This window comes from Actinoplanes sp. NPDC051513, from assembly GCF_044454685.1.
GTDB lineage: Bacteria > Actinomycetota > Actinomycetes > Mycobacteriales > Micromonosporaceae > Actinoplanes.
The window spans coordinates 79,770-95,044 of the sequence record NZ_JBITDW010000017.1; the positions used below are offsets into that span (position 1 = coordinate 79,770).

21 protein-coding genes are annotated in these 15,275 nt (G+C 69.1%); 8 read left to right on the forward strand and 13 right to left on the reverse strand.

Going from position 1 to position 15,275, the window contains the following annotated elements; all coding sequences use genetic code 11:
* The 3 genes from ACIA5D_RS36925 to ACIA5D_RS36935 are packed head-to-tail and all read right to left on the reverse strand — an operon-like array spanning position 1 to position 1,084.
* Positions 1–315: a hypothetical protein gene (locus tag ACIA5D_RS36925; protein WP_396035099.1), complete on the reverse strand. Its 315-nt coding sequence runs from the start codon at positions 313–315 to the stop codon at positions 1–3.
* On the reverse strand, positions 312–533 hold the full coding sequence (locus ACIA5D_RS36930) for a hypothetical protein (protein ID WP_396035100.1): 222 nt from the start codon (positions 531–533) through the stop codon (positions 312–314). The genes ACIA5D_RS36925 and ACIA5D_RS36930 overlap by 4 nt, the downstream gene beginning before the upstream one ends.
* A complete protein-coding gene (locus ACIA5D_RS36935) occupies positions 530–1,084 on the reverse strand; it encodes a hypothetical protein (protein WP_396035101.1) in 555 nt (184 codons plus the stop codon). Before ACIA5D_RS36935 ends, ACIA5D_RS36930 begins: the two co-directional genes overlap by 4 nt.
* A 195-nt stretch (positions 1,085–1,279) precedes the next feature.
* Here ACIA5D_RS36935 and ACIA5D_RS36940 point away from each other — a divergent pair, with 195 nt between their 5' ends.
* The 6 genes from ACIA5D_RS36940 (at position 1,280) to ACIA5D_RS36965 (ending at position 5,264) form a co-directional block, all read left to right on the forward strand.
* The gene (locus tag ACIA5D_RS36940) at positions 1,280–1,501 is read left to right on the forward strand and encodes a hypothetical protein (protein ID WP_396035103.1); all 222 of its coding nucleotides are present in this window, start codon (positions 1,280–1,282) and stop codon (positions 1,499–1,501) included.
* A gap of 174 nt (positions 1,502–1,675) precedes the next feature.
* Positions 1,676–3,346 carry an ATP-binding protein gene (locus ACIA5D_RS36945; RefSeq protein ID WP_396035104.1) on the forward strand — a complete coding sequence of 557 codons (1,671 nt, stop codon included), beginning with the start codon at positions 1,676–1,678 and terminating at the stop codon, positions 3,344–3,346.
* A gap of 22 nt (positions 3,347–3,368) precedes the next feature.
* A complete protein-coding gene (locus tag ACIA5D_RS36950) occupies positions 3,369–3,569 on the forward strand; it encodes a hypothetical protein (RefSeq protein WP_396035105.1) in 201 nt (66 codons plus the stop codon).
* Positions 3,566–3,877: a hypothetical protein gene (locus ACIA5D_RS36955; protein ID WP_396035106.1), complete on the forward strand. Its 312-nt coding sequence runs from the start codon at positions 3,566–3,568 to the stop codon at positions 3,875–3,877. The genes ACIA5D_RS36950 and ACIA5D_RS36955 overlap by 4 nt, the downstream gene beginning before the upstream one ends.
* 265 nt (positions 3,878–4,142) lie before the next feature.
* Entirely contained in the window at positions 4,143–4,481 is a 339-nt protein-coding gene (locus ACIA5D_RS36960; protein ID WP_396035107.1) for a hypothetical protein, read from the forward strand.
* 333 nt (positions 4,482–4,814) lie between these two features.
* On the forward strand, positions 4,815–5,264 hold the full coding sequence (locus ACIA5D_RS36965) for a helix-turn-helix domain-containing protein (protein WP_396035108.1): 450 nt from the start codon (positions 4,815–4,817) through the stop codon (positions 5,262–5,264).
* Here ACIA5D_RS36965 and ACIA5D_RS36970 read toward each other — a convergent pair.
* Genes ACIA5D_RS36970 through ACIA5D_RS36980 form a run of 3 tightly spaced genes read right to left on the reverse strand, consistent with a single transcriptional unit; the run spans position 5,261 to position 7,649 of the window.
* Entirely contained in the window at positions 5,261–6,058 is a 798-nt protein-coding gene (locus tag ACIA5D_RS36970) for a hypothetical protein (protein ID WP_396035110.1), read from the reverse strand. The two genes, ACIA5D_RS36965 and ACIA5D_RS36970, sit on opposite strands and share 4 nt — an antisense overlap.
* A complete protein-coding gene (locus tag ACIA5D_RS36975) occupies positions 6,055–6,699 on the reverse strand; it encodes a hypothetical protein (RefSeq protein ID WP_396035111.1) in 645 nt (214 codons plus the stop codon). The genes ACIA5D_RS36970 and ACIA5D_RS36975 overlap by 4 nt, the downstream gene beginning before the upstream one ends.
* Positions 6,630–7,649 (reverse strand): endonuclease NucS domain-containing protein, encoded by a 1,020-nt coding sequence (locus ACIA5D_RS36980; RefSeq protein WP_396035113.1) that lies wholly within the window; start codon positions 7,647–7,649, stop codon positions 6,630–6,632. The genes ACIA5D_RS36975 and ACIA5D_RS36980 overlap by 70 nt, the downstream gene beginning before the upstream one ends.
* A gap of 930 nt (positions 7,650–8,579) precedes the next feature.
* Between ACIA5D_RS36980 and ACIA5D_RS36985 the strand changes: the two genes are divergently transcribed.
* The gene (locus tag ACIA5D_RS36985; RefSeq protein ID WP_396035115.1) at positions 8,580–9,026 is read left to right on the forward strand and encodes a hypothetical protein; all 447 of its coding nucleotides are present in this window, start codon (positions 8,580–8,582) and stop codon (positions 9,024–9,026) included.
* On the opposite strand, the gene ACIA5D_RS36990 is transcribed toward ACIA5D_RS36985, so the two are convergent.
* From ACIA5D_RS36990 to ACIA5D_RS37000, 3 genes are read right to left on the reverse strand one after another with little or no spacing between them, the layout of a single operon-like run.
* On the reverse strand, positions 9,013–9,336 hold the full coding sequence (locus tag ACIA5D_RS36990) for a hypothetical protein (protein ID WP_396035116.1): 324 nt from the start codon (positions 9,334–9,336) through the stop codon (positions 9,013–9,015). The genes ACIA5D_RS36985 and ACIA5D_RS36990 overlap by 14 nt on opposite strands.
* Entirely contained in the window at positions 9,336–10,907 is a 1,572-nt protein-coding gene (locus ACIA5D_RS36995; RefSeq protein ID WP_396035117.1) for a hypothetical protein, read from the reverse strand. Before ACIA5D_RS36995 ends, ACIA5D_RS36990 begins: the two co-directional genes overlap by 1 nt.
* Positions 10,904–11,209 carry a hypothetical protein gene (locus ACIA5D_RS37000; protein WP_396035118.1) on the reverse strand — a complete coding sequence of 102 codons (306 nt, stop codon included), beginning with the start codon at positions 11,207–11,209 and terminating at the stop codon, positions 10,904–10,906. Before ACIA5D_RS37000 ends, ACIA5D_RS36995 begins: the two co-directional genes overlap by 4 nt.
* 43 nt (positions 11,210–11,252) lie before the next feature.
* On the opposite strand from ACIA5D_RS37000, the gene tsaA reads away from it, so the two are divergent.
* Positions 11,253–11,657: a tRNA (N6-threonylcarbamoyladenosine(37)-N6)-methyltransferase TrmO gene (gene tsaA / locus ACIA5D_RS37005; RefSeq protein WP_396035120.1), complete on the forward strand. Its 405-nt coding sequence runs from the start codon at positions 11,253–11,255 to the stop codon at positions 11,655–11,657.
* Here the strand turns inward: tsaA and ACIA5D_RS37010 are convergent.
* The 4 genes from ACIA5D_RS37010 to ACIA5D_RS37025 are packed head-to-tail and all read right to left on the reverse strand — an operon-like array spanning position 11,629 to position 15,194.
* A complete protein-coding gene (locus ACIA5D_RS37010) occupies positions 11,629–12,795 on the reverse strand; it encodes a PrsW family intramembrane metalloprotease (RefSeq protein ID WP_396035194.1) in 1,167 nt (388 codons plus the stop codon). The two genes, tsaA and ACIA5D_RS37010, sit on opposite strands and share 29 nt — an antisense overlap.
* A gap of 2 nt (positions 12,796–12,797) precedes the next feature.
* Positions 12,798–13,442 carry a hypothetical protein gene (locus ACIA5D_RS37015; protein ID WP_396035121.1) on the reverse strand — a complete coding sequence of 215 codons (645 nt, stop codon included), beginning with the start codon at positions 13,440–13,442 and terminating at the stop codon, positions 12,798–12,800.
* Between the two features lie 33 nt (positions 13,443–13,475).
* Positions 13,476–13,721 carry a hypothetical protein gene (locus ACIA5D_RS37020; protein WP_396035123.1) on the reverse strand — a complete coding sequence of 82 codons (246 nt, stop codon included), beginning with the start codon at positions 13,719–13,721 and terminating at the stop codon, positions 13,476–13,478.
* A gap of 27 nt (positions 13,722–13,748) precedes the next feature.
* Positions 13,749–15,194, reverse strand: a complete 1,446-nt coding sequence (locus tag ACIA5D_RS37025; protein ID WP_396035124.1) for a hypothetical protein — start codon at positions 15,192–15,194, stop codon at positions 13,749–13,751.
* Between the last annotated feature and the right edge of the window lie 81 nt (positions 15,195–15,275).

Genomic DNA, 15,275 nt, shown 5'->3' on the forward strand with positions numbered 1-15,275 from the left:
TCACAGCACCTCTCCCCTGCAACAGGCAGCCGGCACCAGCAGCCGCCGGGCCATTTTGGCGACCAGCCCATAGGCCGTGTCGTGCCGGGCAGCCACCGCCCCGGAAGGCTGCCAAAGGGCAACGTAAGCGCCACCCTCAATCTTGATGGTCGCCGCGGCGACGAACTGCTGTCCCGGCCGAGACAAGGTCATGTAGTTGGAGACACCGGACAGGATCAGGCCGTGGCAGACGTCGTCACGGAAGACCCAACGGGTCCCTTCGCCGTCAACGAACAGAACCACGTCGCCCTTGTCGTCGAGAATGGTGGTGCTCACGGCCGCTCCTTCCAGGTCTCGATGATCCGGGCGCCGGGGAACTTGAGCTTGAGCCTGCCGCGCAGGGACGCCAGCCCTGGGCCGTACTGGCAGAGCGGGCCGCTGTCGACCGTGTAGTTGTAGGACCACTGCCATGCAGGGCCGGGCCGACTGACCTGGGGGTAGAGCTTGAAGCGCTCAACCACGATGGTGACCTGCTCGTCCTCAGGGCTGCTCACTTCGCCACCTGCTCCCCTGCAGCCGCGAGCCCGCGCTGGTTGAGCTCGACCGCCACGATCTTCGTGCCGCACCCGTACACCGGGGTGCCGTAGCCGCGGCGGACGATGCCACGCAGCACCAGCCACGACTGGCCGACCTTCGTACTGACGGCGCCGCCGTTGTGGTTGCGGACCAGGTCGAGCTCGGCCGGGGTGAGCGGCTGGCAGTGGACGTTCGTGCGGGTCGGAAACGTCTGCCGCGCCTGCCGGTAGACGTCCAGACTGGCCGGCGCCGCGTCGACGATCTCCCTCACCTCGGCCAGGACCAGCTCGCCCGGCTTCGCGGCGATGATGTCCGCGACCGGGGTGCCGGCGAACGCGGCGGTGGCGACCCGCTGGGCCTCACGCCACGCGCTGACCTTGTTGTCGAAGGCCTGGCAGAGCTCGTCGATACGCAGGGTGCCGGAGTACACCGTGACCGTCCAGGTGTGGAAGAGCCGCCGGTAGGTGATGGTGAGTCTGCCGTAGGTGCCGGTCACGATGTCGCTGGCCTTGTTCACGGTGGTGTTCAAGTCGGGCTACCTCCCGATCGGAGATCCGGGCGGTGCGCCAACACCGTTCCGGATCCAGGTTTTCCGTGTCGCTTGGGAACACTATTTCAGGAGACCCATTGCGTGTCAAACGGGAACATGTATACGATCGACTCACTAATCGCGGACACGGCAAGGGTGTGACACATGGACACACAAAACCGATACGCTCGCCGCGTGGCGCGCCAGAAGTGGATCCCGACTCCCGAGCAGGATCAGCGGATTCAGGCCGCGGTCGAGCTGCATCAGCAGCAGCAGGAGATCGAGGCCCAGTACAAGAAGGCGCTCGCGGAGCTCGCCGACCCGGATGGTGACGCGGTACCGATCGCGCACCTCGCCGAGCGCCTCGGCGTGGAACGGAAGACCGTCTACCGGCATCTCGGCCGGTCGATGAGCTGACCGCTGCAATCCAGACGATCCGTCATTGGAGCGGGCCGGCGGAGGTTGGCGCCTCCGTTGTTCCGGCCCTTGACTCGGAAGTAGCCAAGTCCGTGCAGCAGAGTACCCGGTTTGAGGGCCTGCTCCTGCTCACCAACGTGTCCCCATGTCAACCGGCACCTGAGGGAGGTGCGCATGACCGAGCAAACGCTGACCATCTCCACCGACGTCGCCCTGCCGCTTGAGGCCGTCACGGAGACCATCGCGATCTTAGCCAAGAGGGGCACCGGGAAAAGTAACGCAGCGGTCGTCATGGCCGAGGAGATGTGGGACGCCGGCCAGCAGTGGGTCGCGATCGACCCCAAGGGTGACTGGTGGGGCATGCGGTCCGGACCCGACGGCACCGGACCCGGCATCCCCGTTCCGATCTTCGGCGGTCGTCATGGCGACCTTCCGCTGTCGTCCACCGCCGGTCAGCTCATCGCCACCCTCATCGTCGAGCGTGGCCTGACCTGCATCCTCGACGTTTCGCTGTTCTCCAAGACGGAGCAGATCAAGTTCGTCACCGACTTCGCCGAAACCTTGTTCCGGGCCGTCGCCGACGATCCCCGCCCCCTGCACCTGTTCCTCGAGGAGGCCGAGGAGTTCCTGCCTCAGCGGGTCGACGCCCGCACTGCCCGCATGGTCGGCGCCTACAGCAAAATCAGCAAGCAAGGCCGGACCTGGGGACTCGGCGTCACCCTCATCACCCAGCGGTCCGCGTCCCTGAACAAGGACGCCCTGTCGCAGACCGACACCCTGGTGCTGTTCCGCACGGTCAGCCCCCACGACCGCAAAGCAGTCGTGGCGTGGGCCGAACACCACGACGAGGCCGCGGAGGTCGCCCAGTCCCTCGCCGAGCTTGAGCCGGGCGAGTCGTGGATCGTCTCCCCCGGCTTCCTGGGCCGAGTCGAACGGATCCGCTGGCGCCGCCGGCGAACCTTCGATTCCGGCGCCACCCCGGCCACCGGGGTACGTCGGCGTGTTCCAGTGAGCCTCGCCGAGATCGACCTGGGTGAGCTGCAGGAGCTGCTCGCTGCGGAGGTGCAAGCGGACGAGCCGGCGACCACGTCCGGCGCGTCGTTGCGCCGCCGGATCGCCGACCTGGAGCGGCAGGTGGCAGACGCCCGGGTGCAGGTTCGCACGGTGGAGGTGCCCGTGCTTTCAACTGACGACTACGACCGGCTTACGTCGGCAGTCGCAGCCGTCACCTCGGCGTTGGAGCCGATCGTGGCCGCGCTCGCCCAGGTCAGTCCTCAGGCTCCCGTCGTTCCGGTCCCTCGGTCTCGCCCAGCGCCTCGGCCGGTTGAGCGGACCAGCCGCAGCCAAGAGGCGCCGGCGGAAAACAACGATCGGAAGCTGGCCCGCGCAGAACGGGCGATCCTCACCGTCCTCGCCCAGCATGGCGCGCGCACCACCGTGCAGGTGGCACTACTGACCGGCTACTCGCACAAGTCGGGTGGCTACCGCAACGCCCTGTCGTCTCTGCGCACGGCCGGCTACCTGACCGGCCGCGGCACCGTCGAGGCCACCGAGCAGGGACTCGAGGCGCTCGGCCCGTGGGAGCCGCTGCCGCAGGGCGCCGCACTCACCGAATGGTGGTATGGGCAGCTGGGCCGGGCAGAGCGCATGATTCTCGGCGAGCTCGTCGCGGCATGGCCGGCCACGCTCGCGACCGGCGAGATCGCGGCGCGGACCGGCTACTCGGCGACCTCCGGCGGCTTCCGGAACGCGTTGTCGCGCCTGCGCTCCCTTCAGCTCGCGGACGGGCGAGGCGAACTACGTGCCGCAAACGAGCTTGGCGCAGGCAAAACCGCCTCCCACTGACCCGATCTCGGAGAGGAACAGCATGCCAACCGTCAACGTCCAGACCATCGCCGGCCAGGACTCCTACGTTGTCGATCAAGACACCATCGACAAGTGCCTGGAGCAGCTCTCTCAACCGGACGCAGTCCTGCGGATCGACGACGCCGACGACGCCGACGGCACCACCTACTTCCCGGTACGTCACGTGATCGAGATGTTCGTGGTCGGTGGGAGCCCAGAGTGACCCATTCCCGCCAGCCCGCTTACGACGCCGTCTTCGCCGTGATCCGCCGCGAGCCGTCCAACGTGTTCGAGAACGCCCGCGTGTGGCGGGCCGTCGAAGCCGCCCTGAACGCCATGAACGTGCCCAGCGACTATCCGCCGACCGGTGTGCGCCTGACCGGGGAACTGGCCCGGATCGGCGGGAACAGCGGCCACGGGTACGCGTGGCGCCGGCCCGACGGAGACATGGCGAAATGCGGCGGGCCCGGCGTGTGCGAGGAGTGCTCGTACGACCAACAGCTCGTCGACGAAGGCAGGAGGGCTTCGTGAGCGAGGCCACGCCCCGCATCTACGACAGGTCGACCGCCGCCTCGTTCGACTTCGCCAAGGCCTTTTCGGGATCCCGCCCTGCGGGCCTGCCTGGCCGGGCTCGGCTTCAAGGGTGGCTCAGACGTAGTCGTCGCCTACGGCCCGCACGAACCCGCGAGCAGGCTGCCGCGCGCGCCCATGAGGACGGCCGCGCGACTCTACTCGCCGGCGTCGACCCGGATGCGCCGGGCGGCTGGCGACTCGATTGGCCCTCCGAGGCTCGGCGATGACCGTCATCAAGAACCGGGCTGCGTTTGCTCAGCACGCCTCACCCGAAGCGGTCGCCGCAGTGCTGCGCGAGGCCGAGGCGGTCGCCGCGCGCGCCCAAGGCGAGGTCCGCTGGCTCGCCAAGCTGCTTGTGGAGAAGACCGCCGACTCGCGCCACGCGCACGTCTGCGTCTCCTGCTCGGACGGCATCCAGCCCGGCGCTGGCTGTATCAACTGCCGGAACACCGGCATGGACCAGACGCCATGCCAAGCCGAAGGACACCAGCCGCAATGCCCGCACGGCTGCTGCGAGCGCATCATCGCCGGATGGAAGGAAGCTGATAAGCAACCCAATTGATTCCGATTCCGCCGATTGGCATGGCGACTGGATCAGTAACGAGCCACCCGCCGGCATTCGCTGCGTCCGTGACGGTGGTGGTCTCGTCGCCGACCGACTCGAAGGTCCCTGCGGATGGTGCGACAACCCCGACGGCAGCATCTGGCGCTGGCGGCACAACGGCGGCAGCGAATGCTGGATGGACCTCGACGGGGTCGGCCCGTGGGTTGGTTGGCGAGAGGATTCCTCCGACAAGCAGGTTCCGCCCCCGTTCCCGTCGGCGTTCACCGTTACCGATTACGGCATCGACCCGCCGATCTTCGGCGCGCACGTAAACCGTGAAAGGCCAGCTCGATGACCAGCGACGAACAGCAGGCCGTTGGATCCGCCGCAATGTTCGCCATGGGTGGTCGTGCGGACGAGCAAGCCGACAACGACCCACTGCAGCGGTTCGCCGCGTTCATCCGACACAATCGGCAACGAGTGGGATGGACACAAAAACACCTCGCCGAAAGCGCCGGCGTAAGCCGCCCCACAGTGCAGCGGTACGAGAACGCCAAGAGCGAGGTTCCGCAGCCCAGTCCAGCACGGGCAATCTTCGGTGCGCTCGGGCTGGACGTCCGCCTCATTCCCGTCCTGCTGGGCTACGTCACAGCCGACGAGGTGAACGCCCCACCACCATCGACACGTTTACTCAGCGCTCTCGCCGAAGAGGCCGTCAGCCTCTTGGACGATCCTGCCGTCTCGGACGATGTGAAGGAGGAATGGGTGGCGTTCCTGCGGTTTCGGACCGGCCGCACCTAGCGCGACAAGAGGTGGACCGCGGCCGATAGGCTTTGGGCCACCGTCCCGTTCGCTCCGGTCGTCCAGGCTGCCCTGTAAGTCTCCCACCAGTCTTCCAGCGAAGCGACGATTACCCGATTGAGTCTAGGGCGGCCCTGCTGCCAGCCCTGCGGGGTGCTCATCTTGGACAACAGTTCCGGATCGGATTCGATGGTCGCGCTGGTCATTCCCATCCACATGAAATGCGGAGCGGTCTCTTCCTGCGGGCTCTCGCCGAGGGAGTCAAGGAAGTAGAAACGCCCCTTGTCGGCGAACCGGTCCAGTGTGTTCAGGATTGATGCGAGCACCGCGTCGCCATCGATTCGAGCAAAGATCTCCTGGAGGTGGCCCGGCGCGGTTCCGCGGGTCAGGTCGAGCATGGACCTGGCCTCGACATCGGCGGGCACGATCCGATGACCGATCTGCATCATGCGTTTCAAAGACGGCCAAGATTCGCCGCGGTCCAGGTAGGCAAGCCCGATCGTCAGTTTGAGCAGCTTCTCGGCCCCGAGGGCCAGCAGAGACATCGCCGCCGCTGCGTCGCTGTAGTCAGTGCGGATGTCGCGGGTGACTCGTAGCCCGTGACTGAACAAGGCCGCCGCATCGTTGGCCTCGTTGCCCAGCAGGATGTTCCATCGCGGGCTGCCCGGCAACACGACTTCCTGAGCCATGATCCGAGCGTAGAGGGCGTGTCCACCGGCCTCGGTGACACCCTGGCCGATGTGCTCGGCGATCTCCGCGGCCGTGCCCAACGTCTCCCCCGCGACCTCGATCACGCCGCCTCCTCGCTCCTGGTCATCTCGCTCCACAACCACGCCGCGCCGCAGGTCACGCACTCGACGACCCGCTCGGCCGGATCCGGTGCCCGGCGCATCGACAGGCCCGCCGTGTCGCCGGGCACGCGCGGCACCAGCTGGCGGTCGGCCTGCACGACCAGCATTCGGCTGATGCGGCCGTCGAGCCGGTCGAGGAACAGCCGGCAGGCGTCGGCGGCGGGGCTCGTGCCGGGGAACGCCTGGTGGATGCGGTAGACGTCGCCGAGACGGCCAGGCAGGGGCAGGTGCTTGGCGACGTTGTGCAGCTGCTCCCGGATCTCGGTCTCGAGGCGGGCGTAGGGGTTGGGCCGCGGTGGGGAGCTGATCGTGTCGATGGCGCCGGCGGTTGGGTCGCCGTGGCCGCCGAGGGCGTGCCGGCGCCCGAAGGACGGACTCTTGAGCGGGTCGGCTGCGGCGGCTCGTCCGGCGCGGATCGCGGTGGCCTCGTCGGCTTGCCGTTCCTCGAGGAGGGCCGAGGTGGCACGGAGGGCGGCAGCAGCCGCCGACAGCGCGGACCACTGCCGAGACGGGGTCAGGGCAGTGGCTCGGCGATCTGGTGAAGGGTGCGTCCGTCCGCAGTGCGGTACCAGCTCGGCGGCCACAATTGAGCGCGTGGCGGCTGTCCGGTCGCGGACTCGATGATGTGTCGGATAAGCACGATGATCCGGTACCGGTTGCCGTCGCGGGCCCATTCGATGGGGCCGGCGACGTCGTTGTGCCAGCGGGCACGGGCCCGGGCCGGCTCGGCGTCCAGCCACTTCCGAATGGTCTCGCGGTCCTGACCGACCAGATCGGGAACGACGATGGTCAGTTCGGCGCCATCCGGAATGGCAGCGTGGGCGACGAGGCGTTGAACGGCTGCCGCGCGGCGCTCACCGGAGACGCGGGCGGCGGCCTGGGTCGGGCCGCTGGACCGCGGCCTGACCATGAACTCCTCCGCGTCCGGGACGGGAAGTAGCTGCGCGACGGAAAGAATCTTCTCCCCACCGGCGGTTTCGTAGAGCTGGTAACGCACGAGCCTGATATCGAGGCCCGCCTCGTACAGGAAGAGCGCGGCGTTGGTCACGGTCGGGCCGAAGTCGGCGGCCATGAGCACGATCCTCGGCGGGCTCAACGTGTCATCCGAGACTGTCTCTGCCCACTCGGTGAGCGCGGCCAGGGCCTGCTCAGCTGTGGTCGCTCCGCCAAGATGGGCGGCGTGCACGTCGGCGAGAACGTCCAGGCTGAAGCGGCTTACCATGGCGGCGTAGTTGATGGCCTGCATGGTGACCGTTTCCGGGGCCCGGTCGCGTTTGAGTTCGGCAACCACCAGCCTTCCGGTCCGATCTAGACCAAGCACATCCAGCCGGTCGGATGCCGCCGTTCCTCCCGCCGAGATCCATCTGCCGTATTCGAAGGTGACCACTTTGACTCCGGCGCCGATGAGCTCCGGATGGTCGACCACCCACTGTTGCAGGTGTTGGCGCTCGAGCAGACCAGCGTCCGCCAGCGAGATCGGCCGCGCCGGTACGGCGGTGGCACCGTCCACGGTGAAAAGCAACTCCTCAGCCACAGGCATCCTCCGGCAGGACCGTACACCCGGCCAACACATTGGCCCAGGCGATGCACCGAAATTGTGTACGCATGTCGCGGGCGCGCCATCGCGTGGATGCATCGTCTTTGGGTGCGAGGTTGCACCTCGCTTGTCCGGGCTACACAACCAGAGCTTCTGCTGTGCCAACCCGTTGCGCCGCGGCCCGGCGTTCCGTTCTGTGTTCCCCCGGGACTGCGACGCTGGTCCCGGAACTGTGACAAGATCTCGATCCTGCCACACGGCTGCGAAATCGCAGCGAGATGCAAAACTTGGATCAACCAGTGGGCGCGACCGTCCAGCACACCGAAGTGCACGTCGAGTCCGAAGACGTTGAGGAAGTCCGGTGCTTCGGTGAAGCTCCGGGCGACGCCGTGAGTAGCTACGAGGTGGACCGCCGGCAACTCAATTGAGCGGCTTGACCCTTCCGCCTCTGCTCAGGATCACGCGATTCCCACGGTTGACCCAACCGATTAAGCGCGCGTGAGAGCCACGCGCCGTCACGGGCGTCGACCATTTGAAAGTCACAAGGGCTACGGCTCGTCTGCGGTTGGCGCCGGACGACCGGAGGAGATCTACCCGGTCGATCAATGGCAAACTCGGTGACCTGACTGACGCTCGTGGCACCCTTTCATGATCCGGCGGTTGCCCGCGGTTGCCCCAACCAGTTCGGACCAGGTGCGAGAGCCGCCGGCCGCGACGGGCATGACCAGCCAAAACGTTATGCCCGGCGGGCTGCGAGCCAACATCAGAAAATCCTATGTCTGGGGATTTGTAAGCCGAACGCAACCTGCGGCCACCGGCTCACGCCGAGCAGCGCCGAGTGACGGATCCGCCGCTGCGAGCACGGATGCGGGCCGGTCCAGCGTGGGGGCGGGCGCCGCCGGCTCGCGGCGGATAGTGTGCCGGGCCGTGGGCAGATTCGTGCGCGTCGCTGTGTGGCTGGTCGTCGTCGTGGTCGTCGTGGCCGGACTGGTGTGGGGCGGTGCAGCCCTGTACCGGCACCGGGTCTACGGCACCGTGGTCACCGACTCCCAGCAGAACGTCACCGTCGCGGTCGGCGACCGGTTCTCCCTCGCGGTTCCCGACCGCGGCGCCTCGGTCGGTGACTTCTGGAGCGCGCAGCCCGACACCGGCAACCTGCTCAGCCCACAGGGCAGTCGGACGCGGCGCTCATCGCTGCTCGACCGGGTTCGGGCGCCGCTCATCGGGGGCGGGCAGGGCACCACGTTCTTCCTCTACGACGCGACGGCCGCGGGCACGACGAAGGTCACGCTGTCGAACTGCTTCCAGGGCTGCGACAACCCGGCCACCACGGCCGAGTCGCGCAGCATCACCTGGACGATCACCGTCGGCTGACGCGGCGCGCCTCGATCACCGCGGCGACACCGTCGAGCCAGCGGGCCAGCCGCTCGTCACCGGCCTCCGGGTGCAGCCAGGGCCGGACCAGAGCGGACTGCTCTGGGGTGGGCAGCGGTTCGGGCAGCTCCGCCGCGTACGCGGTTCCGCCGCGGCGGACGATCTCGGCGAGGAAGGTCAGCGACCGCGGGAGCACGCCGAGCCGGTCCGCCTGCAGGGCGGCCGGCACCAGCGCGTCGCTGAACCGGCCGGCGCGCAGCAGCGCCGCCACGTCATCGTGCACGGCCTGGTCGTCCGGGCGGATCCGCATCAGCTCACTCCTCGGGGAAGACGCACCGACACGGGCGTGCCGGGAAGGCCCTGTTCGCCGCCGCTGACGTCGCCGCCGCTGAACGCGTCCTCGCTGACCCAGTACGTGTAGCCCCACGGGTTGTAGATCTGCAGCTGCCCATCCTGATGCCCGATGATCATCATTTGGTGGCCCTCACCGCCGCCCCGGGTCGAGATCGGCACCGGGTAGCCCTCGTCGACCGCCTGCTCGATCTGCGGCAGCGTCTCGTACCGGCCGTCCTCGCCGTCCATGTCGACGTTCTCGTACGACGCGCCGGTGTGCGTGGCGATCTGCTCGTCGGCGATCGTGGCCGACTGCTCGTTGGTCATCCCGTCGGAGCCGACGAGCGGCAGCTTCTGAGTCCAGTCCCGGCCGGCGTCGTACACCTGCGCCTGCTCGGCGCGCAGCCGTTGCGCGAACGCGTCACCGTTGTCGTACGCCGGGTCACCCGGATGGCCGCCGGTGGTCAGTTCCAGCGCGTACAGCGGGTCGACCGCGGCCCGCGCCGCCACCGTCGACGACGCCACACAGGTCGGGTACTGGCCCTGCGTCCACGCCTTGGCGTCGAAGGTGTTCCACTGTTTGCCGCCGTACACGCTGGTGCCGGCGGCGTCCATGGTGAAGGGGCTCAGGTGCGCGGCCAGCCACTCCGGGTCACCGCCGTGCGCGGCGATCAGGCCGTTGAACCGGGACACGTCGCCGACCGGGTAGCCGGCCGCGAGCATCTTGAGCAGGTAGGCGCGCTGCTCCGGCGACGCCGCGGAGGCCAGCAGCTGCATCATCGCCTGCCGGTCAGCGACGGAGAGCCCGGACAGGGCCGCGGCCGCCCGGTCCTCCTGCGCCGGGGTGAGGATGCCGCCCTCCGGGGAGAACCAGGTGTTGCCGGCCTCGGCGAGGACCACCTCGTCCAGCGCGCCCAGCGGTGACCCGGCCAGCCGCCGCCCGCGCGCGTTCGCGGCATGGTCCCGAAGGAGCGCGGCCAGGTCGCGGCCGGCGTCCCGCACGCCCTCGTGCGCTCCGACACGGTCGTCGATGGCCTGCATCGCCCGATGGTGCAGGCCGGCCATCTCTTCACCGTCGTAGTCGGACAGGTCGGGCAGCAGCCCCAGCGCCGTCATCCTCGCCGCCCGCCCGGCGACATCGTTCAGGCTGTCGACGGCGGCCGCGTCGACCGGCGCCGACTGCTGCATCACCCCCGCGTACGCCTCGATTCGTGCCGGCACGGCGCGCATCGCATCGGCCAGGCCGTTGATGTCGGTGAACAGCGCCTCGGCGGCCTGGCTCGCGGCGACATGGGCGTCACCGACCCAGCCGGCGCCCAGCCCTTTGTTCCGGAGCTGACGCAGCACTTCCCGCGCCTGGTCCGCGGCCTCGCACGCCGCGGTGATGGTGCGGGCGATGTCGTTCAACGTGCCCGGGTCACCGCCGAAGCCGGTCACCGCCGCGCCCGCCGCGCACCCATCGGCCAGCTCATCGGTGCCCCACAGACCGAAGGCGCCGCGAATGTTGCCCTGCTCGTGCCGCAGCCGCGCGATGCCGTCGTCGCTCACTTGCCGCGACCCGTCCGCTGGGCGGCGCGCGCGTCCGCGGCGTCATAGTCGTGCGCGGTCTGCTCCAGGTCGGCCGCCAGCTCCTGGGCCGCCCGTTCCAGCAGGCTGAGCTCCTCCGCCACCGCCGTGGCGTACTCCCGGTAGGCGCCGTCGGTCGTGTACCGGTCGAAGGCCGCGTCGACTCCGTAATGCTGCCCAGGCATACGAAGCCGGGCCGCGGCCCGGCGAAGGCTCTCAGCGGCGTCATCCCGCAACATGCAGGCCGCGGCCCGCAACTCGTCAGAACTGACCTGCACCGGCATCGATGTCCCCCCACGTCGACATAGGAAAGTCCTACCATGGCGCATGGCCGACTTCGCGCTGCGCCCGGTGGGGCGCGTCGAATCCACGCTCGTCGCTCTCTCCGAGGCGCCGCGGCAGCCCGATGAGGGCGCTCCCGACGCCTGGCTGGTCTTCGATCCGGCCTGCAGTCCCGCCCTCGACGGCCTCACCCCCGGCGCCGACGTCCTCGTGCTGACCTGGCTCGACCGGGCCGACCGCGAGACGCTGGCCGTGCACCCGCGCGACGACCCGGCCCGGCCGCTGACCGGGGTCTTCGCCACGCGCTCGTCCGACCGCCCCAACCCGATCGGCCTGCACGCGGTGCACATCCTGGCGATCGACGGCGCGCGCGTGCACGTCCGCGAGCTCGAAGCGCTCGACGGGACACCGATCCTCGACGTCAAGCCGGTGCTGACCCCGCGGCGTTGAGCCGGGCCATCTCGGCGCGGGCGAACCGGACCCGCTCGGTCTCGTGGCCGCCCGAGGCGGCGATCTGGTCGGCCAGGTCGTGCGCGGCCTCCAGGCGGTGGTGCCGCAGGCGGCGCGCGGCACGACCGCGTTCCTTTCTCCGGTACGCGCGGCGCGCGCGCCACCCGCCGCTGAGCGCGTCCAGCTCGTCGGCGGTGAGCACCCCGGCCTCCACCTCGGGCGCCATCACCGCGCGCATCGTCTGCCGTTCCGGCCCCACGGTGAGGTTGAAGACGGTGATGACCGCGGCGAAGGCGAGCAGGGTGATGCCGATCAGCAGGACGAGGACGATGATGCCGTTGCCGCCGGCGATCGCGGTGGTGCTGTCCCACAGGCCGTGCAGCACCATCGCGGTCAGCACGAAGATCAGGCCGCGGCCGGGGCGGCGGCGCTGGGCGACCGTGCCGACCAGGTAGACCAGGCCGGCGCCGAAGATCGCCGAGTAGAGGATGTGCGCCGAGAAGCCGGTGGCCAGGCGCAGCACCACGGTGTTGAGGCTGGTCTCGAGCTGATGGGAGCCGAACTCCTCGGGCGCGGCGTTCAGCGCGTAGAAGATGTCCTCGAGGATCTCGAAGCCGAGGCCGGCGAACGCGCCGATGATGAAGCCGTCGTAGGCCGTACGGATGACGCGCGGCGCGATGTACATGAGCAGCAGCACGCCGGCGCCCTTGCTCAGCTCCTCGAAGATCGGCGCGGACAGGCCGGCTCCCCAGTCGAGCGAGAAGTTCTGGCCGATCAGCTTCGAGTAGAGGCTGATCAGGGCGGTGTTGCCGGACAGGGCGAAGGTCCAGGTCGCGCCGAAGCCGCCCCAGACGAACGCGGCGACGATCAGCGACAGCGGCTGGCGGGAGTAGCGGTCGATGCGGGTGGTGAACCACCAGAACAGCGCGCCGTAGACGACGAAGATGACGGTGCTGGCCGCGAGCGCCGGCCCGTAGACGCGGATCTCGCCGTTGACGATGCCGAACGCGTTCCACAGCCCGTAGCCGACGATCAGCACGAAGACCCAGAGGCAGGCGTTGCGCGGCTGCCAGAAGTAGACCTTGTTCCCCCACCCGCTGGCCTCGATGGCGGCCTCGCGCGCGGTGAGCTCGGGCATCGTCACGGGATCCTCCGCACCGACGTGATCATGGCAGCCACGGCCGGGGGCACGGCGTCCGTCACCGTGGACGGCCCCTGCACGACGATCTCCACGCCCGTGCCCTCGAAGACGAACGCGGCGATGGCCCCGATCGAGCCGTTGCCGTCGTACCGGGCGAACACCCCCTCGTCGCCCGCGTCGTTGGTGATGGTCACCGGGTCGCCGGTCACCCGTAGCCCGCCGTTGTCGCGCAGGCCCTCGTCGTTCTTCCTGATCTGCTCGAGCAGCTGGGCCGGCGTCCCGTCGTACGCGTCGGCGATGACCTCGAAGCCGATCCCCTCGTACGTCACGATCGCCTGGTCCGGGTATCCCGTGGCGCCGGCGTCACCCTGCCGCAGCCCGTGCACCAGGTTGGCCCCCGTCGCGGGGACGAACTCGACCGCCGGACCGACCTGGATCACGTCGCCCGCCACGATGGGGTCGTCGACGTGCACCTTCTCGTTCACGTACGGCAGCAGCCAGACCGCGATCGCGAACAGCGCCACCACCACGAGCGCCGGCGGCAAGGTGCGCCGGTCGAGCCCGAGAAGCCGCCGCTCGACCGGCACCCATGTAGCCCGCCATCGCTCGTGGCCGTCCGGTTCGGATGTGTGGACCCCCGTCACCCGGACCTCCCCCGATCTTGGCCGTGTGGACGCTCAGCGACGTGTGGTGAGGATCGCCCGCCGGGCCCGGAACGCGAGCACCGACCCGATCGACATCGCGGACAGGATCGACCCCACACACAGGAACGACCCCACCGACCCGACCGAGCCGAAGGACCCGATGGAGCCGACCGACAGCGTCGACCCGGTGGAGCCGATCGACAGGATGGAGCCCTTGGACCACAGGCTCAGAATCGAGCCCTCGGACTTGTACGAGAGGATCGACCGCTGCTCGTTCATGGCGCAACTCTATGGGCTCAGGCTCTCCTACGGGGGCGTAGCGGCCGGTTGTGCGGCGTCGGCGCCGCGCACGCTGTTGAGAACGGCCTGGCCTTGCTGGTCGACCAGGCGGGTGAACAGCTGCTGGCCGTAGCCGAAGACGAGCGCCCACGCGAGAATCTGGGCGGACGTGTCGAGGGCGCTGAGCCCCGGCACGAACTCGCCCCGCATGAGCATCAATCCCACGAACGCGGTCACCGCGCCCGTGGGCAGCTTCAATGCCGCCAGCCAGACCAGCACGCTGTGCCGCTCCGAGGAGCCACGGAACGTCCGGATGGCCAGGGCCGCCGCGACGGCCGCGGCCAGCAGGCCCATCAATTCGACGATCAGAATGTCCCAGGGTTCGACCGTGTCCTTGACGTAGTCGTCGATATCGAGGTTCCCGCCGCCGGCGGGCTGCTCATTGCCGGCGGCGGAGGACGACGGATCCGGCGTCGTGGCGGGCGTCGACGCCGGCGCGGCGGCAGCGGGCGCCGACGGGCCCGCTCCAGTGGCACCGGGCGCGGGCGAACTCGCCGAGGGCTGCGTCGCCGGACCGCTGCTCTCGGAGAACCGATCGGCACGGAACGGGGCGGATTGCTTTGTCGGGCAGACAACTACAGCCCGCCCGGATTCCTCGGGAGTGAAGCACAACGGGATCCGTGCCTTCGCGAACAACCCGGTGACGGCCATGGCAGCGGCCAGCAGCGCCATCGCGATGGTCGTCCAGGCCACGACGTTCCGGAAATTCCGGATGCGTACCTGCTCGCGAAGCGCGGCGGACCTGGCCGCACGCATCGCGGCCACAATGGCGCCGCGTTCCTCGCCGACGAGGGCCATTTTGGCGTCGACAGGCATCGGCGGCTGCGCCTGGGCCTTGGGATGGTTCGGGTCCTTGATGCCGAGTTGCTGCGCGATCCGCTCGAATTCTGTGCGCCGCGCGTCCGACGGGACGAGGTGACGTTGGACGTTGCTCAGGATGCTCGGCATCATGCCGAGCAGATAGACGTTGTTCGCCGCGTTGAGAAGCGAGGTCTCCGCGGCGTCCAGGTTGCTCAGAGCGCGCTCGATCAGCCCGCCGCCCCGCGGCCTGCGCAGTAGCCGCTTCGGGTTCAGCTGTGCGCCCGTGGCAGCTTCCCGGGCGGCGGTGACGTGCTCCGCGGCCGAGGCGAACAGCGGCGCGCTCTCGGGACGAGGGTTGTCAGTCTGAAGCCAGGCCGAGACCGATTCCAGCTCCTTGGCCCGCGTCAGGGTGGACTCCTGCCAGCCGCCCCTGACCGGCCCACGGACCCCGGCCGGAGGAGGAGGTGGTACCTGTTGCACCGCCGCCACAATGAACGCCTCCAGGTCTACCGAGTCGGCCAGGGTCTCGTCGATCCCTCTCCGGACCAGGAGGATGATCGCGACAATTCCGACCTGGAATCCAGGCTGGCAGGGCTGCGAGGTCAAGTCCATCGACCCAGGACGGATACCGTCGCTGGATGATCGGCCATGAGATTCCGGCTCTCCTCGATGCGCACAGCACGACGCAGACTG

Excerpts from the sequence above, each read along its gene's own strand:
- ACIA5D_RS36945 (WP_396035104.1), top strand. The coding sequence starts at position 1,676 with ATGACCGAGCAAACGCTGACCATCTCCACCGACGTCGCCCTGCCGCTT.
- ACIA5D_RS36950 (WP_396035105.1), top strand. The coding sequence starts at position 3,369 with ATGCCAACCGTCAACGTCCAGACCATCGCCGGCCAGGACTCCTACGTT.
- ACIA5D_RS36960 (WP_396035107.1), top strand. The coding sequence starts at position 4,143 with ATGACCGTCATCAAGAACCGGGCTGCGTTTGCTCAGCACGCCTCACCC.
- ACIA5D_RS36965 (WP_396035108.1), top strand. The coding sequence starts at position 4,815 with ATGACCAGCGACGAACAGCAGGCCGTTGGATCCGCCGCAATGTTCGCC.
- ACIA5D_RS36990 (WP_396035116.1), bottom strand. The coding sequence starts at position 9,336 with ATGCGGATCCGCCCGGACGACCAGGCCGTGCACGATGACGTGGCGGCG.
- ACIA5D_RS37000 (WP_396035118.1), bottom strand. The coding sequence starts at position 11,209 with ATGCCGGTGCAGGTCAGTTCTGACGAGTTGCGGGCCGCGGCCTGCATG.
- tsaA (WP_396035120.1), top strand. The coding sequence starts at position 11,253 with ATGGCCGACTTCGCGCTGCGCCCGGTGGGGCGCGTCGAATCCACGCTC.
- ACIA5D_RS37010 (WP_396035194.1), bottom strand. The coding sequence starts at position 12,795 with ATGCCCGAGCTCACCGCGCGCGAGGCCGCCATCGAGGCCAGCGGGTGG.
- ACIA5D_RS37020 (WP_396035123.1), bottom strand. The coding sequence starts at position 13,721 with ATGAACGAGCAGCGGTCGATCCTCTCGTACAAGTCCGAGGGCTCGATT.
- ACIA5D_RS37025 (WP_396035124.1), bottom strand. The coding sequence starts at position 15,194 with ATGGACTTGACCTCGCAGCCCTGCCAGCCTGGATTCCAGGTCGGAATT.